A 24,603-nucleotide genomic window follows, 5' to 3' on the forward strand; every position below is an offset into this window, starting at 1 on the left:
CTCCAGTTCGGGTCGGGGGACTGGGTCGTGTCTCTTCCGGATCAGATCGGGCCCACGAGGCCCTGCGCAGCGCCGCGCGGCGTCCTCGTCGGTCGCCCGCGCTCCTCGGCGGCGGCCTCCGCGGCGGCTTCTTCGGCCCGCCGGTGCGCCCCGAGGCCCGTGCGGCCCCGTTCGACGGCCACGGCCTAGACGGCCTGGGGGAAGCGGAAGAGCCGGTCGGGGTCGTGGGTCCGGCGGACCTCCTCCAGCCGGGCGAGGTTCGGCCCGTAGTAGGCCTCGCGCCAGCCGGTGAGCAGCGGGTCGGCGTAGTTCTGGTAGGCGCTGCCGCCCGCCCAGGGCCGCAGATCCCGCCAGAGGCCGTCCAACCAGGCCCGGTGCCGGGCCACGTCCGGGGCCGGCGCCGACTCCGGCCAGTAGACGAGGTACTGGGCCAGGAAGGCGCTGTCGCGGTGCGCGAACGCGGTGGCCGTCGCGGGCACCCGGTTCACGGCGCCCCCGCACACCCCGTCGAACTGCACCACCCCGCGCCCGCCGCGCGGTACGGCCCGGGCGTGCCGCGCGACGGCGTCCAGCACGACCTCGATCGCCGCGTCCGGCAACCCGGCCCCGCCCCAGAAGTCGCTGCGCGCGGCGTAGGAGTCACGGGTCAGAGTGCCCCGCGGGTCACGACCGGGCAGGCGCCCCGGCAGCCGACAGGCGGCGTCGTCCGAGCCGGAGCAGCCCGCCATGGCCCGGACGGTGTCCCCGTAGCCGCGTACGACGACCCACGCGTCCCGGGGCTCGCGGGCCACGAGCCCGGTCAGCCGGGCCAGTTCCCGCTCCAGCTCCCCGCGCCCGTCCAGGGACAGGACGCGGACGGCCGGGACCGCGCCCCCGCCCCGCCCCCGCCCCCGCCCCTGCCCGGGCCCGGGCCCGGAGCCGGACTCGGAGGTGAACTCCACCTGGCTCCAGAACGGGTCCGGCAGCCCGGCCAGCCACCGCTGCCAGCCGCGCAGCACCGCCGGGGAGTCGCCGTCGGACCAGTGCAGCTCCGCGAACGCGGCCTCGGACACCGGGTGGGTACGGAAGCGGAACTCCGTCACCACCCCGAAGTTGCCGCCCCCGCCGCCGCGCAGCGCCCAGTAGAGGGCGGGGTCGTGGTCCGCGTCGACCTCGCGCACCAGCGCGTCGGCGGTGACCACGCGGGCGCCGGTGAGCCGGTCGGAGGTGGTCCCGTGGGCCCGGGAGGCGATGCCGAGGCCGCCGCCGAGGGCCAGCCCGGCGATGCCGACCGAGGGGCACAGTCCGGCGGGCAGTCCCAGGCCGCGTCCGGCGAGGACCCCGTGCACGTCGGCCAGCCGGGCCCCCGCGCCGACCCGTACGCCGTCCCCCTCGACCGTCACCCCGGCCATGGCCCCGGTGTCGATCACGAGCCCGGCCTCCACGGTGGACCAGCCCGGGTAGCTGTGGCCGCCGCCGCGCGGAACGACGGGGACGGCGGCGCGGCGGGCGAACTCCAGGCAGACGGCCACGTCCCCGGCGTGCGCGGGATAGGCCACGGCCCCGGGCCGGACGGAGTCGAAGCGGGGCTGGAACAGCCTGCGGGCCTCCGGGTAGTCCCGGTCGGCCGGGAGCACGACGCGGCCGTCGACCGCGCGGGCGAGCGCGCCGAAGTCGGCGGCGGAGCGGGCGCGCGCCCCGGTGGTGAGCAGGGCGGCGGCGCCCGCTCCGGCTCCGGCGAGGAACCGGCGGCGGGGAAGGCTCATCCTTCCTTCCTGCCACCGCCCGGCCCGATCCCGGCGAAGGCGGGCCCGCCCGCGCCCCGCTGCCCCCCGAACGGCGCACGCCTCGAACGGGCACGGCCTCGAACGCGCACGCCTCGAACGACCGCGCCCCGAACGGCCGTGCCCGGAACGGCGCACACCCCCGTCCGGTCCCGGTCCGCCCCGGCCCGACCTACGGCGCGGGCGGTTTGCGGAACATCAGGAACCCCCGCGGGTGCGGTTCGTCGTCCAGCGGCCGGCGGACCATGCGGGCCACCTCCGTCAGGCCCGTCCGCTCCAGCAGCGCGGCCACCAGGTCGGGCGGGGTGGCGTACACGTCGAGGTCGACCGGACGGCCGTAGGCGTGCTCCAGCCTGCGCCGGCCCTCCCCGGCCTCGAAGGCGATCAGCGCGTGCCCGTCGGGCCGCAGGACGCGGGCGAACTCGGCGAAGAGGTCCGGCAGGTCCCCCGGCGGGGTGTGCGCGGTGGAGTGCCAGGCCACGACCCCGCCGAGCACCCCGTCCGCCATGTCCAGCGGTGCCATCCGGCCCACCTCGAACCGCAGTCCCGGATGGTCGCGCCGGGCCACCGCCACCATGGCGGGCGACAGGTCCACCCCGAAGGCGCGTACGCCGAGGCCGGCCAGGTGCGCGGTCACCCTGCCGGGGCCGCAGCCGAGGTCGGCCACCGCCCCGCCGCCGGCGCCGCGTACGGACTCGGCGAACGCGCCCAGCATCGCCCGCTCCAGCGGTCTGGCCGCCAGTTCCCCGCTCAGCCGGCGGGCGTAGTCGAGGGCGACGGCGTCGTAGGAGGCCCGGACGGCGCTCAGGCGCGAGGTCTCTGTCATGCCCCTGAACAGTAGCCCGCCCGACGGGCCGGCTCACCCCCCGATTCGGTCTCCTGTCGACGGACGGGGCAGGTCGGCCCACTGGTCGCCCGGCACGCCCGGACTCAGCCGCATCAGGGTCAGCGCCTTCACCGGGAGGGGGCCGGAGCGCAGCGCCGCGCGGTCGGCGGTGGGCGCGAGGCCGTCCAGCGCCGCCTCCAGGTCCTCGGCGAAGGCCGCCGAGGAACCGGCGGTCGAGGCGAGCGCGCCGGCCGCCAGCGAACCGAAGAGCTTGCGCCGCAGCACGGTCTCGTCGTCGGTGACCAGCCGGCCCGTCAGGGGCGGGACCGCCAGACCGTGCCGGGCCAGGCGGGCCGGGCTGATCCGGATGTCGGCGAGGTCCCGGTAGACCAGCCGCACGGGCCGGCCGTCGGGGGCCAGGACCACCAGCAGGTTCTGCCCGTGCGCCTCCAGGGCCACCCCGAGGTCGAGCGCCCGCAGGCACACGGACAGGGCGAGCCGGGCGAACTCGGCCCGCCAGGACGCCGACCGGGCCGCCTCCGTACCGGCCAGCGCCGCCACCGGCACCACCCGCTCGCCCGGGCCCGCGTACGCCTCCGGCGGCTCGCGCAGCACCGCCGCCAGGTCGGGGCTGTGCGCGGTGACCGCGCCCAGGGTGCGGGTGATGTGCAGGCGGCCCTCCAGCCGCTCGCCCAGCGACTGCGCGAAGGCCGAGACCACGGCCGCCGTTTCGATGGAGTAGCCGGAGATGTCCCGGACGGAGGAGGTCAGCCGGGTGCTGAGCGCCGTCTTCACGTGGGGGCCGCCAGAGACTGGGGCGAGGGTGCGCAGCGCCATCAGCGGGTGCGCCGCGATCCCCTCCCGACCCCGGTCGCCACCGACGGCATCGCCCTTGAGGACGTGCTCGGCCTGCCAGGGGTGCACGGGGATTAGGATCCGGTCCCCTTCGCGCAGCCGGTCCGGCCAGTCCCCGCCGACCAGGCACTCGCGGGCGGCGACGGACACCGTGGGGAGGGTCACGACCGGCCGGTGCTCCGGCGCGTACGCCAACTGCTCGGCCACGGAGAAGCCGGGACGGGAGCGGCAGTTGGGGTGGTAGGGATGGCCGTCCACCACCCGCTGCTCCCACTCCCAAGTGGTGTCCGGTTCCCGACCCGGCCCCCGCGCGTCCGGGGCGTACGCGTCCGCGCGCGAGAGCGCGAGCGAGGCGGTGCTGTCGTCCAACTCGGCGGCGAAGGCGGCGCCGTGGGGTACGCCGAGCGCCTCCACGAGACGGGCCGCCTGCCGGTGCGTCCGGCCGTCGAGCGACACCTCGCGCACGTACGCGTCGGTCGCGTACGGGTCCGCGGCGGGTCCCTCCAGGCGGCGGCCGTCGGCGAGCGAGAGGGTGAGCCTGCCGGGCCCGTGCTCCCGGCGCGCGATCCACGGCAACGGTTCGAAGGCCAGCGCCCGCCACAGCCGGGTCAGCACGGCGGCCCGCGCGCCGTCCAGGCGGGCCTCGTAGGCCGCTGTGAGCGCGGGCCGTACGTCGGCCAGCGCGACGGCGACGGCCTCCTCGGCCGCGGTGACGGGGCGGTGGCCGGCGGGGCCGGAGTCGGGGGCGTGCGTGCTGCCGTCCAGGGTCCCATTCCTTTCGGATCGCTTTGCCTGATGACCTGATGATCAGGTCATCATCGCGGATACTGAAGATCACGACCGGTGGTCCGCCTCACGCGCCTCCGGCACTCCGGATGGACCGAATGGAACCAGTGCACCCCCTCGCCGACGCCGATGCCCACGCCGCCGCCCCCCTGCTGAACTGCCTGTTGAGGGAGGCCGCGGACCCCGAGGACGGGCGGACGTACCGACTGCGCGGCAGCGGCCGTCTGCTGCGGGTCAGCGGTGGGCGCCGTCCGGCGGACCCGCGGCTGCGGGCGGAGGACGGGAGCTGGCACGGGCTCGACCACGCCGGGCTGGTCGCCCTGGTCCACGACGAGCTGCTGCGGTACACCGGCGTTCCCAACGACGAACTGCCCGGCGAGATCACCGACAGCCGCGACGTCGTGGCCGCGCTGCTGGCCGCGCGGGCCGCCGCCACGCCGCCCGCGGACCCGTACGTCCTGTCCGAGCAGGCCCTGGTGATGGGGCATCCGCACCACCCGGCGCCCAAGGCCCGGGGCGCCGAACCCGCCAAGAGCTGGCTCCCGTACGCCCCGGAGGCCCACGCCCGCTTCCCACTGGAGCTGCTCGCGCTGCGCGAGGACCAGGTCGCGGAGGAGGGCGGCCCGGCCGTCGCCGACGCCGTCGACGCGCTCGCCGGCATCCTCGGCGGCCCCCGCCCGCCCGCCGGGTACGTCCTGCTGCCCGCCCACCCCTGGCAGCTCGACCTGGTCGCCGGCCGGCCGCAAGTGCGCGGGGCCTTCGCGGACGGCCGCCTCAAGCGGCTGGGTCCGACCCGGCTCCCGGTGTGGCCGACGGCCTCCGTGCGCACCGTGTACGCGGCGGACGGCGGCGCCGACCTGTTCGCGAAGTTCAGCCTCGACGTCCGCATCACCAACGACGTCCGCCGGCTGTGGCGCCACGACCTGGAGCGGTTGCGCCGCGTCGACTCCGCCGTCGTGGCGGGCTTCGCGGACCTGCGGCGGCGCACCGGGTCGCCGGCGGCGTGGCTCTCGGACCGGGGCTACCGCACCGCGGGCTTCGCCTTCGAGGAACTGGCCGTCCTGGTCCGCGACGGCCTGCGCGAGGGGACCGTACCCGGGTCGGGGCCGTTGCTCTGCGCGGCGCTCGCCGAGGGCTTCCCCGGCAGTCCGTTGGCGGAGGCGGCCGACCCGGCCGCCTGGTGGCGGGCGTACCTGGGCCACGTCGTCCCTCCGGTCCTGGACCTGTTCGCGCGGCACGGCGTGGTGCTGGAGGCCCACCTCCAGAACTGCCTGGTCGCCGTCGACGACCGGGGGACGCCGGTGCAGGCCCTCTTCCGCGACGCGGAGGGGGTGAAACTTCCCGGGGACAGTACGCGTGAGGCCGCCTGGCAGCGGTTGGTGTACTGCCTGGTCGTCAACCACCTGATGGAGGTCGCGGGCGCCCTGGCGCAGTGTCACCCGCGGACGGCCGCTTCCGTCTGGCCGGCCGTGCGCGAGGAGTTCCTGCGCTACGACCGCGAGCACGGCCTGCCGGAGGTGGCCGCCCTGTTGTCCGCCCCGTCCCTTCCGGCCAAGACGAACCTGTTGCTGCGGTGGACCCGCGCGGACGGGGCTGACGCCCGGTACCTGCCGCTGCCCAACCCGCTGCGCGGCCCGGACGCCCTCTGACCCGGCCCGTCCCGGTGGGGGACGGTCGGGACGGGCGGGGGAGGGGTGACGCGGACGGGAACGGGATTTGGCCAAGGTTCCCCAGGTCCGGGCCGACGTCGTGCCGAAAGGTATAGACCAATGCTAGGTTGGTCGGGCAGACCGCGCAGTCCTTGACCACCCGTCAGAGGAGAAGCCATGCCCTCCCCTTCGCGGGGCGGCGGCCCGGCCGCCATGCCCAAGTACCAGCGGATCGCCGCGGCGCTACGGGAAGAACTCGACCGCGCCGCACACGCCTGCGACGGCCGACTCCCCTCGGAGCGCACGCTGGCCGCCCGTTACGGGGTCAACCGGCAGACCGTCCGCGCGGCCCTCCAGCAACTGCGCGCCGACGGCCTCATCGTCACCGGCCGCCGCGGCACCCGCGCGGTCGCCGCCGAGGAGGCGCCGCGCCGCTCGCCGAGCGCGTCCGACGGCCCCGTCCCGTACGCTGCGCCGGCCGTGCCCATCCGCTCCCGGCTCGCCCTCGTCACGGTGCCGCCCTCGCTCGCCACCCTGCTCGGCATGAGCGGCGGGGCGGTGACCCTGGTCCACCACCAGCGGGCGTACGGCCCGGCCGGCGAGACGCTCCAGCACGCGGTGACGTACTTCTGCCCGCGCGTGGTCCGGGGGGCGCCGGAGCTGGCGCCCTACCTCGACCGCGCCGCGGCGGCCCGGGACGAGGACCTGCGCCCGCTGCACCGCTGGCTGGAGCGGGCGACCGCGCGCGGGCGCACCGCCGAGACCATCACGATGACCCGCACGAGCCACCCCGCCGCGCCGGCCCCCGCCTGCGGGCTGTCCGTACGCCGCACCCTGCACGACGTCTCCGGCCGGCTGCTCGCCGTCACGGACCTGGCCTTCCCCACCTGGGACCGGCTCACCTTCCACCGCGAACCGGCCACGATCGGGTTCCGCGTCACCTGAGGCGCGGCGCCCGCGGACCTACGCCGACGGCTCGACGAGGGGCGAGGTCGCCGGGGCGCCGGTCGGGACCTGCGGCGCCGGCGCGTCCTCCTGCGCCTCCTGCGCCTGCGGCGCGTACGGCGCCCGCGACGTCGAGCCGGCCGGCTGTTCGGCGGCGGGCGCGCCGGTGAGCAGGGCCAGGAGGCCGGCCACCTGGACGCCCGCCTCGGCGGGGTGGCGGAACACGGCGCCGGGGGAGATCTCGTAGCGGTTGCGCCGACCGTCGCGCACGCGCCGCAGGTAGCCGTCCGTCTCCAGGTCGGCCACGATCGTCTGGACCGTCCTCTCGGTGAGTCCGCACACCACCGCGACGTCCCTCAGCCGCACGGCGGGGTCGCGCGCGATCGTCACCAGAACGCGTGCGTGGTTAGTCAGAAATGTCCAGTTCTGTCTGCGCGGTGTGCTCCCCATGCGGACATCCTGCGTCATGTGATTCCTGTGACACAAGACGTGAAATCCATTTCCTGTATTTCTTGACGTATGCGCGGAAGGGGTACAGAGTCGTCCGGAGTCAAGGTCCCGCGCCGCAAGCCGACCAGCCCAAGGAGCGAACCCCATGCCGGTACCCGCCCCCCTGTCCCATACCGTCGACCCCGACACCCGTGACACCGTCGACACCGCCGACCCCCGCGTCGCCGCCCTGCCCGCCCCCCGTCGCGCCGCCGAGGCCGCGGCCCACCGGGCCGGCCTGCCGCGGATCGACGAGCCCCGGGAAGTGGCCCCCTCGGATGCCCGCGAGCTGTCGAAGGTCTTCTTCCTGCGCCTGCGCGCACTCGACGAGGGCACTCCGGAGTACCAGTACGTCCGCAACACGCTCATCGAGATGAACGCCTCGCTCGTCCAGTTCGCCGTGCGCCGCTTCCGCGCCCGCGGCGAGGCCGGGGACATCGAGGACATCGTCCAGGTCGGCACCATCGGCCTGATCAAGGCCATCGACCGGTTCGACCCGGCCCGCGAGAACGAGTTCTCCACCCTCGCCATGCCGTACATCACCGGCGAGATCAAGCGCCACTTCCGTGACACCACCTGGGCCGTGCGCGTCCCGCGACGGCTCCAGGAACTGCGCATCGACATCGCCAAGGCGAAGGAGGAGCTGACCGTCCGGCTCGACCGCTCGCCCACCGTCGCCGACCTCGCCGCGCACCTCGACCTCACCGACGAGGAGGTCGTGGAGGGCCTCGTCGCCGCCAACGGGCACACCAGCGGCTCCCTCGACGCCCCGCACGGCGAACAGGGCGACGGCCGTGCCGAAGGTCACACCCTCGCCGAGGTCATGGGCGCGGAAGAGCCCGCCCTGGAGCTGGTCGAGGACGTCCAGACCCTCGCCCCGCTGCTGGAACGCCTCACCGACCGCGAGCGGCACATGCTCTCGATGCGCTTCGGCGAGGAGCTGACCCAGGCCCAGATCGGCGCCGTCCTCGGCATCTCCCAGATGCAGGTCTCGCGCCTGCTCACCCGCCTCCTCGCCCACCTGCGGGCCTCGATGCTGGACGACGGCCCGCCGCTCTCCGCGTGAGGTGGGTCACCTCGCCGTTTGCCCGCGCGAAGGCCGGGCATGCGGGCCGCTGGAGCGGAACCGCGCACTCCGCAGGCCGGCAGGCCGCGGACGCGGCACGACGGGCGGATCCCGTCCCGCTCCGCGGACCGCCGCCCCGGCAGCGGCCCGGACCCGGTACGACCCGCGAGGTGCATGTGTCCACGCTCCAGGCCGAACACGTCTACAAGGTGTTCGGAAGACGACCCGACCGGCTGCGGGACGCGGTCCGCGCGCTCGAAGGCGGCAAGAGCCGCGACGAGCTGCGCGAGGAGGGGACGACGGCGGCCGTCATCGACGCCTCCTTCCGCGTCGAGCCCGGCCGGATCTTCGTCGTCATGGGGCTGTCGGGCTCCGGCAAGTCCACCCTCCTGCGCATGCTCAACGGACTCCTCGAACCCACCTCCGGCCGGGTCCTCTTCGACGGGCAGGACCTCACCACCCTGAGCGCGCGCGAACTGCGCCGCGTGCGGTCCACCCGGATCTCCATGGTGTTCCAGCACTTCGCGCTGTTCCCGCACCGCGACGTCCTGGCCAACGCCGCCTACGGTCTGGAGGTCCAGGGCGTCCCCCGGGCCGAGCGCGAACGCCGGGCCGCCGAGGCGCTGGCGCTGTGCGGGCTCGGCGGCTGGGAGAACTCCTGGCCCGACGAACTCTCCGGCGGCATGCAGCAGCGCGTGGGACTCGCCCGCGCCCTGGCCACCGACGCGGACCTGCTCCTCATGGACGAGTCCTTCAGCGCCCTGGACCCGCTGATCCGCCGCGACATGCAGGACCAGCTCCTCGAACTCCAGCGGACCCTGCGCAAGACCATCGTCTTCATCACCCACGACCTCGGCGAGGCCATGCGCCTGGGCGACACCGTCGCCGTCATGCGCGACGGCCGCGTCGTCCAGCAGGGCACCCCCGAGGAGATCCTCACCCGCCCCGCCGACGACTACGTCGCCTCCTTCGTCCAGGACGTCGACCGCTCGCGGGTCCTCACCGCCGACGCGGTCATGGACGAGGCCCCCGAGGAGGTCGCGGCCTGCGGCTGCCCCACGGTCGGCGCGGACACCCCGCTCGCCGAACTGTGCGCCGTCAGCGCCCGCGTCCCGCACCCGGTCGCCGTCACCGCCGAGGACGGCGCCGTCCTCGGCGCCGTGCCCCAGGACCGGCTCGTCGCCTTCATCGGCGACGAACAACGGCCCCCGATGGCCTGCTCCCTGCCGGGCCCCCGACCCGATCCCGGTGCCGACCCCGATTCCGGTGCCGCCCTCGAATCCGGTCCGCGGCCCGAGTCCGGTCCCCGGTCGCGCCGGGAGGTGGCCCACTGATGCCGCGCCTGCACCTCGGAGCCTGGGTGGACGGCGGAGTCGACTTCCTCCAGCGACACCTGTCCTGGCTGTTCGACACCATCAGCGCCCTCGTCGCCGGCCTCTACGACGGGGTCGACGCGGTCCTGTCCGCCCCCGCACCCCTTCTCTTCGCCGGCATCCTCGCCGTCGCCGCCTGGTGGCTGCGCGGCCTGCTCGCCGGTCTGCTCGCCTTCGCGGGCTTCGCGCTCGTGGACTCCCTGGGCCTGTGGGAGGAGGCCATGGCCACCCTCTCCCTGGTCCTGGTCTCCACCCTCGTCACCCTGGCCATCGCGATCCCGCTCGGCATCCGGGCCTCCCGCTCCGAGCGGGTCAGCGCCGTCCTCCGCCCGGTCCTGGACTTCATGCAGACCATGCCCGCCATGGTCTACCTCATCCCGGGCATCATCTTCTTCGGCGTCGGCGTGGTCCCCGGCATCATCGCCACGATCATCTTCTCGCTGCCCCCGGGCGTACGGATGACCGAACTCGGCATCCGACAGGTCGACTCCGAACTGGTCGAGGCGGCCGACGCCTTCGGCACGACCCCCCGCGAGACCCTCGTGCGCGTCCAGCTCCCGCTGGCGCTGCCGACGATCATGGCCGGCGTCAACCAGGTCATCATGCTCGGCCTGTCCATGGTCGTCATCGCCGGCATGGTCGGCGGCGGAGGCCTCGGCGGAGCCGTCTACCGCGCCATCGGAAGCGTCGACATCGGCCTCGGCTTCGAGGCCGGCCTGTCCATCGTGGTCCTCGCCATGTACCTGGACCGCATGACGGGCGCCCTCGGCCGCCAGGTCTCCCCCCTCGGCCGCCGCGCCCTGGCCCGCGCGCGGGCCGCCGCGAGCGGTCGGGCCCGCCTGTGGAACCACCGGCCCCAGCCCGCCCACGCCGTCACCGCCGCCGTCGTCCTCTCCCTCGTCGCCGGCGGCCTGAACGCCTTCGGCGGCCCCGGCGACCGGCCCGCCGGCGCGGGCGGGGAGGGGGACGTCGGCAAGGGACGCACCGTCAGCATCGGCTACATCCCCTGGGACGAGGGCATCGCCTCGACCTTCCTGTGGAAGGAACTGCTGGAGCGGCGGGGCTTTCGGGTCGACGCCCGGCAGCTGGAACTCGGAGCCCTGTTCACCGGCCTCGCCGGCGGCCAGGTCGACTTCCAGACCGACGCCTGGCTGCCCGTCACCCAGGCGCAGTACTGGGAGAAGTACGGCGACAAGCTGGACGACCTCGGCGCCTGGTACGGCCCCACCTCCATCGAGCTGTCCGTGCCCTCGTACGTGAAGGACGTCCGCTCCCTCGCCGACCTCAAGGGCAAGGGCGACCGGTTCAAGGGCCGCATCATCGGCATCGAACCCAGCGCGGGCGCCATGTCCCTCCTGAAGGAGAAGGTCCTCAAGGAATACGGCCTGGAGGGCGAGTACCAGGTCGTCGACGGCTCCACCCCCGGCATGCTCGCCGAACTCCAGCGGGCCCAGGCCAAGAAGGAACCCGTCGTGACCGTCCTGTGGTCCCCGCACTGGGCGTACTCCTCCTACGACCTGACCAAACTGGAGGACCCCAAGGGCGTCTGGGGCAAGGGCGACGGCATCCACACCCTGGCCCGCAAGGGCTTCGCCGCCGACGAGCCCGAGATCGCCTCCTGGCTGCGCTCGTTCAAGCTCGACGAGGAGCGGCTGACCGGCCTGGAGGCGAAGATCCAGCAGGCCGGCAAGGGCAAGGAGCAGCAGGCCGTTCGGGACTGGTTGAAGGACCACCCGGAGGTCGCGAACCTGCCGTGACCGGCGAGGAGCCGTGACCGGTCGACGGGCCGGGGCGCGCCGGACCCCGCGAGGGTCCCGCGCGCCCCGGCCCGTCGTCGTACCGGTCCGTCGTCGTCCCGGCTCAGCCGACCGGCGTCCGCTCCGGGTTCCACTCCGGGCTCCGCTCCGGATCCCCCTTCCGGTACGGGTCCGGGTGCGGGGCGTGGGCGTGGTGCTCACCGTCCCGCGCCCGCGGGCGCAGCGGCCACCACAGGGACCGGCCCAGCAGCGCGGCCAGGGCGGGCACCAGCACGATCGACAGCACGAAGGCGGAGAGCATGATGCCGACGGCCGTGGCGAAGCCGACCTGCTGCGTACCGGGTTGCGGGCTGACGGCCAGGCTGCCGAAGGAGGCGGCCAGCACCAGCCCCGCCGTGGCGATCGCCGGGGCGGTGTGGCGCACGGCCCGACCGACGGCCGCCCGGGCGGAACCGGGCCGGTCCATCTCCTCCCGGATCCGGTCGCTGATCAGGATGTTGTAGTCCGTGCCCAGCGCCACCACGAAGAGGAACAGCACCAGCGGCAGGGTGAAGTCCACGCCCGGCCGCCCCAGCACGTGCTGGAACGCCAGGGTCGAGGCCCCGAGCGTGGCGGCGAATCCGAGCCCGACCGCGATCATCAGCACCACCGGCGCGAGCAGGCTCCGCAACAGCGCCAGCAGGATGATCCCGATCAGGGCCGCCGCCACCGGGAAGATCACCTTGAGGTCCTTGTCGACCGCCACCGCGATGTCGGCGAACACGGCGGCCGTGCCCCCGACATGGGCCTCGGTCCCGGCCGGCCCGTTCGCCCGCACCGCCGCGCGGACCGGTCCGGAGACCAGGTCCCGGGACTCCTGGGTGCCCGGCGCGGTCGTCAGCAGCAGGTCGATGCGGGCGGCCCCGCGATCCTCGCTGATCACCGTGGGGGAGACCCGACCCACGCCCGGTACCCGGGCCAGCGCGCCGGCCAGCGCGGCCACCCGCCCCTCCGTCATCGGCGCCCCGTCCGTGGCCCGGACGAACACCCCGGCCGGTTCGGAGGCACCGGCGGGCAGGGAGCGGGCGATCTCCGCCGCCGTCTCCGTGGCCGCGGTGCGTTCGCCGCCCGCACCACCCTGCCCGTAGTCCACGCGCATCCCGACCAGACCCGCCGCGAGGGCCCCGAGCACCGCCACCGAGGCCAGGGTCAGCGCCACCGGACGCCGCTCCACCAGTCGACCCAGGCGGCCCGCCGAACCCTCGCGGGGAGCGGTGCGCAGGGTGCGCGAGGGCCAGAACATCCGGCGCCCGGTGACGGCCAGCAGCGCCGGCATCAGCGTCAGGCTGCCCAGCAGCATCACCAGCACCGCCACCGCGATGGCCGGACCGAGCACCCGGAACTGTCCGAAGGAGGCGATGCCCAGCGTGGCGAACGCGGCGACGATCGTCAGCGCCGCCGAGGTGACGGCCGTCCCGACCCGGCCCGCGACGAGCGCGGCGGCCTCGCGGCCCGACTGCTCCGGGTGGCGCCGCAGCTGTTCGCGGAAGCGGAACAGCAGGAAGAGGAAGTAGTCGACGCCGATGCCGATCAGCACGACGTTGATCAGCCCCGGGGTGGACGGGGCCAGGTCGATCCCGGTGAGCAGGGAGGCGCCGATCACCGCGCCGGCCGCCCCGCCGCCGATGATCGCCACCGCGACCAGGGGCAGCAGCGCCGCCGCCAGGCTCCGGAAGACCAGGACGTGCAGCAGCACGATCAGGGCCGTCATCGCGATGCCGACCACCATCGTCCGGGTCTTCTCGGCATCGGCGGTGTCCACGCCGCTCGCGAGCCCGCCGGTGAAGCCGGTGCGCAGCCCCGCCTCGCGGAACACGTCCCGGGCGTGGTCCCGGAAGGCCCGGTAGACGCCCTGGACCCCCGGATCCTGCGGGTTGCCGACGAACTCCACCGACAGCAGGCGGAAGGACCGGTCCGGCGCGGTCATGCCGGCGCCGATCGTCGGTACCTGCGAGTGGTCCTGGAGGAAGGGCGGGTCCTCCCGGTCCCTCGGCATGGTGATCCGGTCACGGCCCAGCTTCCCGGACAGCTCCTCGACGCGCCGTTCGTCGGCCGGGGACAGCTTCGCCCCGTCCGACCGGGCGACGAGGACCGTCAGCGGATCGGCGTCCGGGCGGGTGCCGAAGCTCTGCTCGGCGATCCGCAGCGCGGCGGCGGAGTCGTAACTCCTCGGCAGGAAGTCGGCGTTGCCCGCCTGCGTCGCCCGGAAGACGAACACCTGGCCCAGAATGGACAGCCCGATGCCCAGGACCGCCCACAGGGCGATCACCTTCCACGGATTCCTCGTCGAGCATCCCGTCAGGGCGCGGATCACTTTTCCTCCGGTCTGTGAGTCGTCCACCGGCGCAACCCGGCACCTCTCAAGACCATCAGCGGACCGGCCGCGAAACGTCCGGGCACAGGAGGAGTTCCCCGCCGGGACCACGGTCCGTACACCGCCCCGGACCAGGACCCCGGTCCTGGTCCGGGCCCCGACCCGGGGCTCCTCCCCGACGCCTCGCCCCCTGCCACAATGGAGTGACGAGACCGGCCGCGCGGCCGTCCGGGAACATCCCGGCGGCGACGGCCCGCGGGGGAGGACCGGCAGGGATGGGCATACGCGTCGACAGACCGACGTGGACGTGGACGAGGAACGACGGGCTGGTGGCCGTGGGCGCCGGCGGCGTCGACCTGCTGGGCCTCTCGGCCGGCAGCAGCGTCGGCGTCCCGCCGATCACACCGTTGGCGATGCTCCTCGTCATGCTCGCCTCGCTGACGTTGCTCGTGCGCCGCCACCACCCGGCGCTCGTGCACACGGCCGTGGTGGGTCTGAGCGCGGTCCTCGACCTGGTCTCCCCGGTGACCCCGGGCTTCACCATCACCATGGCCGTGTCCCTGTTCACGCTGGCCCGGTCCTGCCGGCCGCCCGTCGTCGCCCTCGGGGCCCTCGCGGCCGTGCCGCTGCCCCTGCTGGGGCGCGAACGGGGACTGGACGACGGCTGGATCCTCCTCGGGGCCGCGGTCGCCGCGGCCCTCGTCGTCATCTGCGCCGTCGCCATGAACCGCCGGCAGCGCGAGGTCGAGGCCAACCGGATGCTCCTCGCCGACCGCGCCGTCGCCGAGGAACGCCGGCGCATCGCCCGCGAGCTCCACGACATCGTGGCCCACCACATCACCACCATGCAGCTGATGGCGGGCGGGGCCCGCGCCAACCTGGCGCACGACCCCGAGGCCGCCCGGGAGGCCCTCGTCACCCTGGAGGGATCCGGCCGCATGGCCCTCGGCGAGATGCGCCAACTGCTCGACGTACTGCGGGCCGGGGAGGAACCCGAGCGGACCCCGCCCGCCCCGCAGCCCGGCACCGCCGACCTCGACCGGATCGTCACCGAGTCCCGCCTGGCCGGCATGGACACCGAGTTCAGCGTCGTCGGCCCGGTGCGCGCCCTGCCGCCGACCGTCGGACTGACGGTGTTCCGCGTCGTGCAGGAGGCCCTGACCAACGCCCGCAAGCACGCCGTCGGCGCCCGCGCCCGCGTCCGGTTGACGTACCGCCCGGACGGGGTCACCGTCGAGGTCCGCGACGACGGCACGCCCGCCGCGTCGCCCCGGCGGCCACCGGCCGCGCGCCCCGCGCCCGGCGGGGGATACGGTCTGATCGGCATGCGCGAACGCGTGGCCCTCCAGGGCGGGACCCTGGAGGCCGCCCCGCACCGCGACGGCGGCTTCCTGGTCGCGGCCCGCATCCCGGTGGCGCTCGGAGCGGGCTCCCCCGAAGCAGAGGAGACCCGCCGATGATCCGCGTGCTCATAGCGGACGACCAGCCGCTGGTCCGGCGCGGCCTCGCGCTGATCCTGGCGCCCGCCCCGGACATCGAGGTCGTCGGGGAGGCCGCCGACGGCGCCGAGGCGGTCGAACTGGCCGGCCGGCTGACCCCCGACGTGGTCGTCATGGACATCCGCATGCCGGTCCTGGACGGGGTGGGCGCCACCGCCGAACTGGCCCGCACCCTGCCCGCCTCCCGGGTCCTGGCCCTGAGCACCTTCGACATGGACGAGTACGTCGTCGCCGCGCTGCGCGCCGGCGCCCACGGCTTCCTGCCCAAGGACGTCTCCCCGGAGGAGCTGATCGACGCCGTCCACACCGTCCACACCGGCGAGGCCGCCGTCGCGCCGCGCCTGTTGACCCGCCTCATCTCCACCTACGTACGGTCCGGCCGGCGCGAGACCCCGACCGCCCCGACCGACGTACCGGCCGGACTCACCCCGCGCGAACTGGAGATCTGGCGGCTGCTGGCCACCGGGCACGACAACGCGGCCATCGCCGGCGAGCTGGACATCAGCGTCTCCACCGTCAAGAACCACCTCACCGGTGTCTTCGGCAAGCTCGGCGTCCGCGACCGGGCCCAGGCGGTCATCGCCGCGTACGAATCGGGCCTGGTCGAGGCGGGGCGGAGGAGCACTTGATCACCAAGTGCCCCCAGAAGACCGGATCGGCCCTGGTGGGCACGGCCTGACCAGCCAGAACACTGGATGATTCGCCCGTGCGCGGAGGGCTCCGGTCATGGCACAGTGCCTGGAGTGCCACTTCCGGACCAGGGAGCCCCCATGCGTGACCCGCACACCGCGCCGCCGACGCTCACGGCCCTGCCCGAGTGTCGGACCCGGCCGGGGCCGCCGAGTCCGCTGCCCTCCTGCCCGCGCTGCGCCGGCACGCCCGAGCGGATCTCGTGGCGTCAGCGGCCCGGTGAGCCGGTGGTGTTGGTCTTCGAGCCCTGCGGTCACCGCCACACGTCGCCCGCCCCGCCCGTCCTCGCGGTCGTCGACCCGCTCTGACCGCCGAGCGGCGCCGCGCACCGCCGGCACGAGGGCCCCGGACCACCTCGTATCCTGCACGTGGTCCGGCCCCCGGGCCGCTTCGACGATCCGCTCCGCGCCCCGCGCCGGGGCGGCGGGAAAGGGAGAACCCTGATGGACGTCCAGCACTTCGAGCGGATCACCGCGTTCATCGAGGCGCGGCTCACCCCGCTGTTCGCGGCGGAGAGCGGAAACGACGGCGGCTTCGCGATGGACGACACCTCCCGCGCGCTGCGCGCCCTGCGCAACAGCGTCCTGGAGGCCTCCGCGGTCAAGGGCCTCATCGAGCGGCGGGCGACGGCCGAGGGGCGCACCCGCGCCGTCATCGACCAGTCCGTCGAGCACCACTGGGACGTCCTGCGCGGGATCGCCCGCCAGTGGGAGGACCACGCCGACTTCCGCCGCGAGTTCAAGCGGCACGCGTGGGAGCTCGACGAGACCCCCGCCCCCGCCGGAGTCTGACCTCGGCCGCGCGACCCCCGGCGGCCCCGGGGGAGCGTCGCCTAGTGGCTGGGCGCCCCGCCGATGAGGTACTCGACCCGGCGGCGCAGGCCGGTCCAGCGCCGGTCGTGCCGGTAGGCCCGCCGCATGCTCCGGGCCCGTGCCCGGTGGCGTCGTCGGTAGAACCGGCGCGCCCACGGGGACACCGGCCGTGCCAGACGCACCGCCGCCACCAGGGCGATCAGCGGAACGACGACCCCGAGGACCGCCATCCGCGGTTTGCCCTTGAACAGGGCGACGATCGCCAGCAGCAGGTTGAGCACCACGGTGCCCACGGCCGTCAGCCGGTTCTGTTCCTGGTCCGGGGTCAGACCGTCCACCCCCAACGGGAGGAACCCGCACAGCAGCAGGGAGGCCAGGGCGGAGGTCATGATGACGACCTCGACGCTGAGCGTGCCCTCCTTCGTCCAGTAGACGTCGCTCAGGTGCAGGATCAGCGCGAACTCGTCCAGGACGAGGCCCGTCCCCATGCCGAAGAGCACCGCCGCGACCGCCGAGCCCCACCCCGTCCGGCCGCCCCCGATGGCGGTGAAACCGCCCACGGTCATGAGGATCACCCCGGGGACGGCGTGGTGCACGTGCAGGCCGCCCGGCGTGACGTTGCGGAAGGGGCCCTTGCCGGCCCGGATCATCCGGGTGATGACCCGGGTCACGGCGAAGGTCACGACGAACGCGGACAGCGCCAGCAACAGCGGCAGTTTGCCCGGCTCCAGGATGTTGCGGTACCACCATGACCCCATGCCGTCACCCTCCCGGGAGGGCCGGGACCGCGCACCGCGAACACCGCCGTTCGGGCGGCGTGCGCGGTCCCGCGGTCCCGCAGTCCCGGGTCAGCCGGCCGTGACGGCGTTCTCCTCGTTCTCCTCGTCCGCGCGGGCGGCCCGGCGGCGCAGCGCGTCCTCGTCCGTGTCCGCGTCGTAGGAGATCAGCTTCGGCAGCAACGCGGCCAGGACCGCCACCGACGCCACGCAGGCGAGACCGCCGCTCCAGAACGCGGGCCGGGTGCCCGTCCAGCCGGCCATGGTGCCCGCCCGGACCTGGCCGAGCTGCGGGCCGACGCTGTACGAGAGCACCTCGATGCCGGCGAGCCGACCGCGCAGCTCCTCCGGGATCGTCTGGTTCCAGATCGTCGCCCGGCCCAGGCCGCTGAGCATGTCGCCCGCTCCCGCGATCGCGAGGCACAGCAGCACCCACCAGATCCCGTGGAACCAGCCGGCGGCCGCGATCGCCAGGCCCCACGCCGTCGCGCCGAACACCACCAGCAGGCCGTGGCGCCGCACCCGCGACACCCATCCGCTGGTCATGCCCAGCACCAGCGAACCCACGGCCCCGGCCGAGTACATCAGGCCCAGGGCCCACACCGCGTCCAGCTCGTCCGCGAGGAACGGCAGGATCGTGTTCGGGAACGCGAAGAACATCGCCGCCAGGTCGACGGCGTACGTACCGAGCAGGACCGGACGGCTCCAGGCGTAGCGGGCGCCCTCGGCGATGCCCCGCAGCGAGGGCCGTTCACCGCCCTTGACCGGCGGCGCCGGTCGCAGCCGCGTGCACAGCACGACGGACACCAGGAACCCCGCGACGGTCACCGCGTAGGCCGACGCGTAACCGGCGTACGCGACCACCAGGCCGGCCAGCGCCGGACCGGCGATGGCCCCGAACTGGTAGCGCAGCCCGTTGAGCGCGGCGGCGGCGCTCAGCTGGTCGTGGGGCACGATGCGGGCCATCAGCGAGTCCAGCGCCGGCCTCTGGAGCCCCGTCAGCCCCGACACTCCGGCCGCCACCACGTACAGCGGCCACAGCAGGGGGTCCGGCAGCAGCGCGTTCACCAGCAGGACCAGTGCCAGGACGCCGAGGCCCGCCTCCGTCAGGAGGATCAGCCGCCGCCGGTCGACGGCGTCGGCGAGCGCGCCTCCGTAGAGCCCGCAGACCACCAGCGGCACCAGCTCGACCGCGCCCATCGCGCCGACCGCGAGCGGCGAGTCGGTCATGTGCTTGATCTGGAGCGGCAGCGCGATCATCGCCATGAACGAACCGAAGAAGGTGACCGTGCCCTGGTAGAACAACAGGCGGAAGTCCCGACTGGATCGCCACGGGGCGAGATCAGGCAAAACGGCGGCGAAACGGGAGGTACTCACAACGGGCCATCGTGCGGGTTCGCCCGAGGGGGGAGCAAACCGTTTTTCGCCCCGGACGGACGAATGCGCGGCCCCGCGCGTGGCAGGGCGCGCCCCGCGTGGCAGCCATGGACCATGTCGCCGGTGTCCCCGTTCCTGCGCACGGCCGCCGCCCACGCCTGGCGCCTGCTGGTCGTCGGCGTCGCCGTCTACGCGGTGTTCGCGGTGCTGGGCCGCTTCCACGAGATCGGGGTGGCGCTCTTCCTGGGGCTCGTGGTCACCGCCCTGCTCGCCGTCCCCACCCGGCGCCTCGCCCGCGTCCTGCCCCGCCCCCTCGCGGTCGCGGTGAGCCTGCTCGGCAGCGCGGTGCTGGTCCTCGGCGTGCTCTCCCTGGTCGGCGAGGCGGTGGCGGGGGAGAGCGCCACCCTGGTCCGGGAGTTCCGCGAGGGGCTGGCGGGCATCGAGGCGTGGCTGGCCGGGCCGCCGTTCCGGGTGAGCCCGGGAGCGCTGTCCGACCTCCAGTCCCACATCGGCGCCTACCTGTCGAGCCACCGCTCGACGCTGATCGGCAGGGCGCTGAGCGGCGCCGGGCACGTCGTCGAGGTGCTCACGGTGCTGGCCCTGGCCGTCTTCTCCGCCGTCCTCTTCCTGCACGGCGGGGAGCGGCAGTGGTCCTGGTTCTGCTCCGAACTGCCCGAGGGGGCGCGGGGGCGGGTGGACGTCGGCGGTCGGGCGGCCTGGCGTACGTTCACCGGATACACCCACGGGATCGTGGTGGTCGCCGCGACCAACGCCGTCCTGGTCGGGCTGGCCCTGTACTTCCTCGGCGTGCCGCTGGCCGTCCCGTTGGCGCTGCTGGAGTTCTTCGCCGCGTTCGTGCCCCTCGTGGGGTCCCCGGTCGCGCTGGCGATCGCCGCGGTGGTGGCGCTCGCCGCGAAGGGGCCGGTGATCGCGGGCGTGGTGATCGCCCTGATCGTGGTCATCGGCCAGATCGAGGGGCACCTGCTGCACCCGCTCGTGATGAGCCGCGCGGTGCGGCTCCACCCGCTGGTGGTGGCCGTCTCCGTGATCGCGGGGACCATCGCGGCGGGTGTGGTCGGGGCGGTGGTCGCGGTCCCGCTGGTCTCCGTGGTCTGGTCGGTGCGCACCGCCCTGCGCGCCCACGCCGGACCGGAGCGGGCCCCCGCGCCGGCGCCGACGGCCCCCGATCCCGACGACTGAGCCCCATCCCGAGGGCGGGCGTCGCTCCGGACGGCCGATGCCGGCCGCCGTCGGGCGGGCCGTGCGCGACGGGGCCGCTTACCTTGGGATGGGGGCGAGAGGGTCCACGGACGCGGAGGTGGTGGCCATGGCGGAGCACACGCACGGACCGGCGGCGAACGACCTGGAGGACGGTCGACTGCTCAAGGAGCTGGAGACCATCCACCGCACCCGCCACGAGACCCTCCTGCACGGGTCCGACGAAGCCCTGGCCACGCACTCGCACCGGCTCAAGGAGCTGGAGGAGGAGTACGTGCGCCGCCACCCCGACCGGGCCCGCACCGCCGCCCGCACCCGCTCGGGCGCCCGAGCCCGCGCCGCCGGCGAGGACTGACGCCCGCACGGACCGGGACCCCGCCCCGGCCCCGGCCGCACCCTGCGTATCGCCCCCGTGCCACTCCGGCGCGGGGGCGTTCCTGCTGCGCCCGACCACCCCCGCTTATGAGCCACCTTTGCATCGAGTGAGACAAAAATGTATCGTTCGAGGCGAAGGAGGCTCATCGTGATGCGTGAAGAAGAACTGCTCGACGGCGCCGCGCGTGTCCTCGCCGGCGACCACAGCGCCTCGATGGTGCAGATCGCGGCGGGCATCGGCACCAGTCGGGCCACCCTGAGTCGTCGCTACGCCACCCGCGAGGCCCTGCTCAAGGCGGTCGCCGTGCGCGCCATCCACGTGGTCGACGGCTGCCTGGCCCCCGTGGACCTCGACGCGGCCGGCGCCGACGGTGCCGCCTTCGACGCCGCGCTGGAGGAGCTGGTCGTCGCCCTGCTGCCCGCGGCCCACCTGTACGGGTTCACCACGCGCGACGCCACCGTCCTCGCCGACCCCGCGTTCCGCGCCGGCGTGGAACGCCAGGACCGGCGGGCCCTCGCCTTCCTCGCCCTCGGCCAGAGCCTGGGACGGGTCCGCGCCGACCTGCCGCCCTACTGGATCTGGTACTCCCTGTGGGGCCTGCTCGACGCCGCCGCCGAGGGCGTCCGCGACGGCCACCTGGCCCCCCGCGACATCGGCCGGCTCGTCCTCACCTCCTTCCTCGGCGGCGCGCGGCCCCCCTGGCCGCCCCCGGCCCCCGCCCCCACCGCCTGAACCGCCGCCCCCGAGCGGCACCCGTGCACGACACCGAACGGAATCCCATGCACACCCCCACGCCGGACCCGCGTCGCTGGACCGTCCTGGCGATCCTCTCCGGCAGCCTCCTGCTCATCTCGATGGACACCACGATCCTCAACGTGGCCTTCCCCTCGCTCGTCGCCGACCTCCAGCCCGGCGCCGTGCAGCAGCTGTGGATCATCGACGTCTACGCCCTCGCCCTGTCCGGGCTCCTCGTCACCGCGGGCGCCCTCGGCGACCGCTGGGGCCGCAAGCGCCTGCTCATGGCCGGCTTCGGCATCTTCTCCGCCGCCTCCCTGCTCGCCGTCTTCGCCACCGAGCCCTGGCAGCTGATCGCCGCCCGCGCCCTGCTCGGCATCGGCGGCGCGGCCATCATGCCGTCCACCCTGTCCATCCTGCGCAGCGTCTTCACCGACGCCAAGGAGCGGGCCTTCGCCCTCGCCGTCTGGGCCGCCGTCTTCGGCGGCGGCATGGCCTTCGGCCCCGTCGTCGGCGGGCTCCTCGTCCAGGACTACGGCTGGCACTCCGCGTTCCTCCTCAACCTGCCCGTGGCCGCCCTCATCGTCGCCGCCGGCCTGCGCTACCTGCCCGAATCGCGCAACCCGGCAGCGCTGAAGGGCCGCTGGGACTGGTGGGGCGTCGCCCAGTCGATCGTCGGCATGCTCGCCCTCGCCGGCGGCATCAAGCAGCTCGGCAAGAGCGGCGTCGGCTCCCCGCTGCCCTGGGCGCTGCTCCTCCTCGCCGCCGTCGCGCTCACCGTGTTCGTGCGGCGTCAGCTGCGCGTGGAGCACCCGCTGCTCCAGGTCCGGCTGTTCGCCAAGCCCGCCTTCAGCGTGGCCGCGACCGCGATCTTCCTCCCGATGGTGGGCATGGGGGCGATCCTGTTCCTCGTCACCCAGTGGTTCCAGTACGGCCAGGGCTACACCCCGCTGGAGGTCGGACTGCGCCTGCTGCCCGCGCCGCTCGCGCTGATCTGCGCCTCGATCGTGGCGCCCGCCCTGATGCACCGCTTCCCGATCCGGCACGTGCTCGGCGCCGGACTGGTCGTCCTCGCCGTCGGCATGGCCCTGCCCTGGACCCTCCAGCAGTACACCGACCTCGGCTACCCGGCCTTCGCCGCCGCCCTCACCGTCATGGGGCTCGGCGCGGGCGTGGCGACCACCGTCGCCTCCGTGACCCTGGTCTCGGCCGCCCCCGCCGCCGAGGTCTCCAGCGCCGCCGCCATCGAGGAGACCTGCTACGAACTGGGCTCCGCCATGGGCGTGGCCATCCTCGGCAGCACCGCCGCCGCCCTCTACCGCGGCAACCTGCCCGTCCTCGACCTCGACGGCCCGGCCGCGCGGTCCGTACGGGACTCCGTCGGCGAGGCGGCGCACGTCGCCGACCGCATCGGCGGCACGGTCGGCCAGGCCCTCCTGGACACGGCCTCGCACGCCTACACCCTGGCGATCACCCCGGCCTTCCTGATGGCCGGAGCCCTGGCGGTCGCCGCGGCGGCCACCACCTGGGCGCTGATCCCGCGCGACCTCCAGCCCACCGAGAACCACTGATCCACCCGGCCCGCGCCACCCCCGGCCGGGCCCTCGACCCCGCTCCCGACCCCGCTCCCGGACCCGCCCCAAGGGCCTGTCGTCGAACTCCCGCCTGCCCCGCGACGCCCGGCACGCGCTCTCGCCGCACCGGGCGAAAGACCGAGTACGTCCAGTACACGTGCTTCCGCCCGGCACGCCGAGAGCACGCACCGGACGCCGCGGGGCCGCCCTCCGGGCGACGACGGGAGTTCGACGACAGGCCCTAGCGCGGTGCCGGGAGCGGCGTCGTGTACGCGCTCACCGCGGGCCCGAACGGCGGGGCCGCCGGAGCCGGCCCCAGGGTGGTCGTACCCGGCGCGGCCGCCCGGTGGCCCAGCCCCGTACGGTAGGCGTCCAGCGCGGCCTCCACCCGGCCCTCCCGGCGCAGCAGATCGCCCAGCAGCCGGCACACGTCCGCCAGGTCGCCCCCCGCGCCGCTGCGCTCCAGCAGCGCCAGCGCCCGTACGTAGTGCTCCTCGGCCGCCTCGACGTCCCCGCGCTCCTGCGCGATCAGCCCCAGCAACCGGTGCGCGCCGCCCGCGTGCACGGCCCCCGGAGCGGTCGCGCCCGCGCCCGACTCCAGCAGGTCGGTGACCAGCGCGGCGGCCTCCCCGGGCCGGCCCAGGCGCCGCAGCACGTCCGCGAGCTCCACCTCCACCTGCGCCGTGAAGAGCACGGCCCGCCGGGCCCGCAGCATCTCCCGGGCGATCCGCAACTCCCGTTCGGCCGCGTCGAGCTCGCCGTGCTGGGCCTGGACGTACCCGCGCATCCAGTGGCAGTGCGCCAGGTCCGTGCCCCACCGCAACCGCCGGTAGGCCTCCTGCGCCTTCGCCAGCGAGGCGTCGGCGTCCGCGATCCGCCCCTGCGCCAGGAACGTCCGCGCCACCTGCCGGTGCATCCCCGCCACCAGCGCCGGATCCCCGACCTCGGGGGCCAGGGCCAGGGCCGACTCCGCCGCGTGGGCCGCGCGGGCGTGTGCGCCCATGTCGATGTACGGCCCGATCACCGCCGCGTACAGCAGCACCAGCGCCTCCGGATCACCCAGACCGCCCGCGTTGAGGGCGTCGATCGTCGACTCCAGCAGGTAGCAGGCGTAGCGCAGTTCCCCCGCGAGCAGATGGGCGACGGCCCGACCCCGGATCGCGCGGGCCCGGCGCGGCAGCGGTTCGTCCGCCCACAGGGACTCCGCCGCCTCGAAGCGGGCGGCGGCCTCCGCCAGCTCCCCGGCTTCCAGGGCGCAGTCACCCAGACCGAGCAGCGCCTCGACCCGCTCGTCGACCAACTCCAGCCGCTCCGCCTCGGCGAGCAGCTCCCGGTAGCGCGGTGCCGCCTCGGCCGCCGACCCGGTGGCGAGGGCGCGCTGGGCGTCCGTCAGGGCCAGCCGCAGTTCGGTCGCCAGGCGCGGCGGCCGGCCGGTCGCCAGCTCCTCGTACGAGACGTCGAGCCGCCCCGCGAGGAAGCGCAGGGCGTTCTCGGACGGGCGGACCTTGCCCGACTCCAGGGTCGACACGTAGGCCGGGGTGTAGGAGGGCTCGGCCAACTGCCGCTGTGTGAGACCGCGTTCGCCGCGCAGACGCTGCACCCTGCGGCCGATCTCGACCGGTTCGTCCATCAAATCCCCCCGTGGCGGACCCTGTTGTCGCGGCTCCCCAGTATTCAGCGGGAA

Annotated in this window: 21 protein-coding genes; 13 read left to right on the forward strand and 8 right to left on the reverse strand. The window is 74.9% G+C overall.

The window, feature by feature from the left end:
- Positions 1–185 precede the first annotated feature (185 nt).
- The 3 genes from AB0D01_RS28800 to AB0D01_RS28810 form a co-directional block, all read right to left on the reverse strand.
- A complete protein-coding gene (locus AB0D01_RS28800) occupies positions 186–1,745 on the reverse strand; it encodes an FAD-binding oxidoreductase (RefSeq protein ID WP_363060247.1) in 1,560 nt (519 codons plus the stop codon).
- A 190-nt stretch (positions 1,746–1,935) separates the two neighbouring features.
- Positions 1,936–2,589 (reverse strand): class I SAM-dependent methyltransferase, encoded by a 654-nt coding sequence (locus AB0D01_RS28805; protein WP_363060249.1) that lies wholly within the window; start codon positions 2,587–2,589, stop codon positions 1,936–1,938.
- A 33-nt stretch (positions 2,590–2,622) separates the two neighbouring features.
- Positions 2,623–4,209 carry an IucA/IucC family protein gene (locus AB0D01_RS28810; RefSeq protein ID WP_363060384.1) on the reverse strand — a complete coding sequence of 529 codons (1,587 nt, stop codon included), beginning with the start codon at positions 4,207–4,209 and terminating at the stop codon, positions 2,623–2,625.
- Between the two features lie 110 nt (positions 4,210–4,319).
- Here AB0D01_RS28810 and AB0D01_RS28815 point away from each other — a divergent pair, with 110 nt between their 5' ends.
- Complete coding sequence (locus AB0D01_RS28815) at positions 4,320–5,879, forward strand: IucA/IucC family protein (protein WP_363060251.1); 1,560 nt, start codon at positions 4,320–4,322, stop codon at positions 5,877–5,879.
- A gap of 177 nt (positions 5,880–6,056) precedes the next feature.
- The gene (locus tag AB0D01_RS28820; RefSeq protein WP_363060253.1) at positions 6,057–6,824 is read left to right on the forward strand and encodes a GntR family transcriptional regulator; all 768 of its coding nucleotides are present in this window, start codon (positions 6,057–6,059) and stop codon (positions 6,822–6,824) included.
- 18 nt (positions 6,825–6,842) lie between these two features.
- Here the strand turns inward: AB0D01_RS28820 and AB0D01_RS28825 are convergent, their stop codons facing one another.
- Positions 6,843–7,274, reverse strand: coding sequence for a helix-turn-helix domain-containing protein (locus tag AB0D01_RS28825; RefSeq protein ID WP_363060255.1), 432 nt, complete (start codon positions 7,272–7,274; stop codon positions 6,843–6,845).
- 145 nt (positions 7,275–7,419) lie between these two features.
- On the opposite strand from AB0D01_RS28825, the gene AB0D01_RS28830 reads away from it, so the two are divergent.
- The 3 genes from AB0D01_RS28830 (at position 7,420) to AB0D01_RS28840 (ending at position 11,509) form a co-directional block, all read left to right on the forward strand.
- A complete protein-coding gene (locus AB0D01_RS28830) occupies positions 7,420–8,379 on the forward strand; it encodes a SigB/SigF/SigG family RNA polymerase sigma factor (RefSeq protein WP_363060257.1) in 960 nt (319 codons plus the stop codon).
- A gap of 176 nt (positions 8,380–8,555) precedes the next feature.
- Positions 8,556–9,713, forward strand: coding sequence for a betaine/proline/choline family ABC transporter ATP-binding protein (locus AB0D01_RS28835; RefSeq protein ID WP_363060386.1), 1,158 nt, complete (start codon positions 8,556–8,558; stop codon positions 9,711–9,713).
- Entirely contained in the window at positions 9,713–11,509 is a 1,797-nt protein-coding gene (locus tag AB0D01_RS28840; RefSeq protein WP_363060259.1) for an ABC transporter permease/substrate binding protein, read from the forward strand. The genes AB0D01_RS28835 and AB0D01_RS28840 overlap by 1 nt, the downstream gene beginning before the upstream one ends.
- A gap of 103 nt (positions 11,510–11,612) precedes the next feature.
- Here the strand turns inward: AB0D01_RS28840 and AB0D01_RS28845 are convergent, their stop codons facing one another.
- Positions 11,613–13,889 carry an MMPL family transporter gene (locus AB0D01_RS28845; protein WP_363060261.1) on the reverse strand — a complete coding sequence of 759 codons (2,277 nt, stop codon included), beginning with the start codon at positions 13,887–13,889 and terminating at the stop codon, positions 11,613–11,615.
- A gap of 248 nt (positions 13,890–14,137) precedes the next feature.
- Here AB0D01_RS28845 and AB0D01_RS28850 point away from each other — a divergent pair, with 248 nt between their 5' ends.
- The 4 genes from AB0D01_RS28850 to AB0D01_RS28865 all read left to right on the forward strand — a co-directional run bounded on the left by AB0D01_RS28850 (position 14,138) and on the right by AB0D01_RS28865 (position 16,842).
- Positions 14,138–15,322: a histidine kinase gene (locus tag AB0D01_RS28850; protein ID WP_363060263.1), complete on the forward strand. Its 1,185-nt coding sequence runs from the start codon at positions 14,138–14,140 to the stop codon at positions 15,320–15,322.
- On the forward strand, positions 15,319–15,990 hold the full coding sequence (locus AB0D01_RS28855; RefSeq protein ID WP_363060265.1) for a response regulator transcription factor: 672 nt from the start codon (positions 15,319–15,321) through the stop codon (positions 15,988–15,990). Before AB0D01_RS28850 ends, AB0D01_RS28855 begins: the two co-directional genes overlap by 4 nt.
- Positions 15,991–16,131: 141 nt before the next feature.
- Positions 16,132–16,359, forward strand: coding sequence for a hypothetical protein (locus AB0D01_RS28860; protein WP_363060267.1), 228 nt, complete (start codon positions 16,132–16,134; stop codon positions 16,357–16,359).
- Positions 16,360–16,494: 135 nt separating this feature from the next.
- Positions 16,495–16,842 (forward strand): hypothetical protein, encoded by a 348-nt coding sequence (locus AB0D01_RS28865; RefSeq protein WP_363060269.1) that lies wholly within the window; start codon positions 16,495–16,497, stop codon positions 16,840–16,842.
- Between the two features lie 41 nt (positions 16,843–16,883).
- Here AB0D01_RS28865 and AB0D01_RS28870 read toward each other — a convergent pair whose 3' ends face one another.
- On the reverse strand, positions 16,884–17,621 hold the full coding sequence (locus AB0D01_RS28870) for a hypothetical protein (protein ID WP_363060271.1): 738 nt from the start codon (positions 17,619–17,621) through the stop codon (positions 16,884–16,886).
- 90 nt (positions 17,622–17,711) lie between these two features.
- Positions 17,712–19,016: an MFS transporter gene (locus AB0D01_RS28875; protein ID WP_363060273.1), complete on the reverse strand. Its 1,305-nt coding sequence runs from the start codon at positions 19,014–19,016 to the stop codon at positions 17,712–17,714.
- 114 nt (positions 19,017–19,130) lie between these two features.
- Here AB0D01_RS28875 and AB0D01_RS28880 point away from each other — a divergent pair, with 114 nt between their 5' ends.
- The 4 genes from AB0D01_RS28880 (at position 19,131) to AB0D01_RS28895 (ending at position 22,916) form a co-directional block, all read left to right on the forward strand.
- Positions 19,131–20,216: an AI-2E family transporter gene (locus tag AB0D01_RS28880; protein WP_363060274.1), complete on the forward strand. Its 1,086-nt coding sequence runs from the start codon at positions 19,131–19,133 to the stop codon at positions 20,214–20,216.
- A gap of 127 nt (positions 20,217–20,343) precedes the next feature.
- Positions 20,344–20,589, forward strand: a complete 246-nt coding sequence (locus tag AB0D01_RS28885; RefSeq protein ID WP_363060276.1) for a DUF6158 family protein — start codon at positions 20,344–20,346, stop codon at positions 20,587–20,589.
- Between the two features lie 171 nt (positions 20,590–20,760).
- A complete protein-coding gene (locus AB0D01_RS28890) occupies positions 20,761–21,342 on the forward strand; it encodes a TetR family transcriptional regulator (protein WP_363060388.1) in 582 nt (193 codons plus the stop codon).
- A gap of 47 nt (positions 21,343–21,389) precedes the next feature.
- Entirely contained in the window at positions 21,390–22,916 is a 1,527-nt protein-coding gene (locus AB0D01_RS28895) for an MFS transporter (RefSeq protein WP_363060278.1), read from the forward strand.
- A 244-nt stretch (positions 22,917–23,160) separates the two neighbouring features.
- Here the strand turns inward: AB0D01_RS28895 and AB0D01_RS28900 are convergent, their stop codons facing one another.
- Positions 23,161–24,549, reverse strand: a complete 1,389-nt coding sequence (locus tag AB0D01_RS28900) for a tetratricopeptide repeat protein (RefSeq protein ID WP_363060280.1) — start codon at positions 24,547–24,549, stop codon at positions 23,161–23,163.
- Between the last annotated feature and the right edge of the window lie 54 nt (positions 24,550–24,603).

Origin of the sequence: Streptomyces sp. NPDC048606, assembly GCF_040650855.1 — a bacterium.
Lineage (GTDB): Bacteria > Actinomycetota > Actinomycetes > Streptomycetales > Streptomycetaceae > Streptomyces.

What these genes read in the sequence shown, in the direction of transcription:
- AB0D01_RS28825 (WP_363060255.1), bottom strand. Translation starts at nt 7,274, where the DNA reads ATGGGGAGCACACCGCGCAGACAGAACTGGACATTTCTGACTAACCAC.
- AB0D01_RS28850 (WP_363060263.1), top strand. Translation starts at nt 14,138, where the DNA reads ATGGGCATACGCGTCGACAGACCGACGTGGACGTGGACGAGGAACGAC.
- AB0D01_RS28885 (WP_363060276.1), top strand. Translation starts at nt 20,344, where the DNA reads ATGGCGGAGCACACGCACGGACCGGCGGCGAACGACCTGGAGGACGGT.
- AB0D01_RS28900 (WP_363060280.1), bottom strand. Translation starts at nt 24,549, where the DNA reads ATGGACGAACCGGTCGAGATCGGCCGCAGGGTGCAGCGTCTGCGCGGC.
- AB0D01_RS28830 (WP_363060257.1), top strand. Translation starts at nt 7,420, where the DNA reads ATGCCGGTACCCGCCCCCCTGTCCCATACCGTCGACCCCGACACCCGT.
- AB0D01_RS28840 (WP_363060259.1), top strand. Translation starts at nt 9,713, where the DNA reads ATGCCGCGCCTGCACCTCGGAGCCTGGGTGGACGGCGGAGTCGACTTC.
- AB0D01_RS28815 (WP_363060251.1), top strand. Translation starts at nt 4,320, where the DNA reads ATGGACCGAATGGAACCAGTGCACCCCCTCGCCGACGCCGATGCCCAC.
- AB0D01_RS28860 (WP_363060267.1), top strand. Translation starts at nt 16,132, where the DNA reads ATGCGTGACCCGCACACCGCGCCGCCGACGCTCACGGCCCTGCCCGAG.
- AB0D01_RS28805 (WP_363060249.1), bottom strand. Translation starts at nt 2,589, where the DNA reads ATGACAGAGACCTCGCGCCTGAGCGCCGTCCGGGCCTCCTACGACGCC.
- AB0D01_RS28865 (WP_363060269.1), top strand. Translation starts at nt 16,495, where the DNA reads ATGGACGTCCAGCACTTCGAGCGGATCACCGCGTTCATCGAGGCGCGG.
- AB0D01_RS28870 (WP_363060271.1), bottom strand. Translation starts at nt 17,621, where the DNA reads ATGGGGTCATGGTGGTACCGCAACATCCTGGAGCCGGGCAAACTGCCG.
- AB0D01_RS28820 (WP_363060253.1), top strand. Translation starts at nt 6,057, where the DNA reads ATGCCCTCCCCTTCGCGGGGCGGCGGCCCGGCCGCCATGCCCAAGTAC.
- AB0D01_RS28855 (WP_363060265.1), top strand. Translation starts at nt 15,319, where the DNA reads ATGATCCGCGTGCTCATAGCGGACGACCAGCCGCTGGTCCGGCGCGGC.
- AB0D01_RS28880 (WP_363060274.1), top strand. Translation starts at nt 19,131, where the DNA reads ATGTCGCCGGTGTCCCCGTTCCTGCGCACGGCCGCCGCCCACGCCTGG.
- AB0D01_RS28800 (WP_363060247.1), bottom strand. Translation starts at nt 1,745, where the DNA reads ATGAGCCTTCCCCGCCGCCGGTTCCTCGCCGGAGCCGGAGCGGGCGCC.
- AB0D01_RS28890 (WP_363060388.1), top strand. Translation starts at nt 20,761, where the DNA reads ATGCGTGAAGAAGAACTGCTCGACGGCGCCGCGCGTGTCCTCGCCGGC.
- AB0D01_RS28895 (WP_363060278.1), top strand. Translation starts at nt 21,390, where the DNA reads ATGCACACCCCCACGCCGGACCCGCGTCGCTGGACCGTCCTGGCGATC.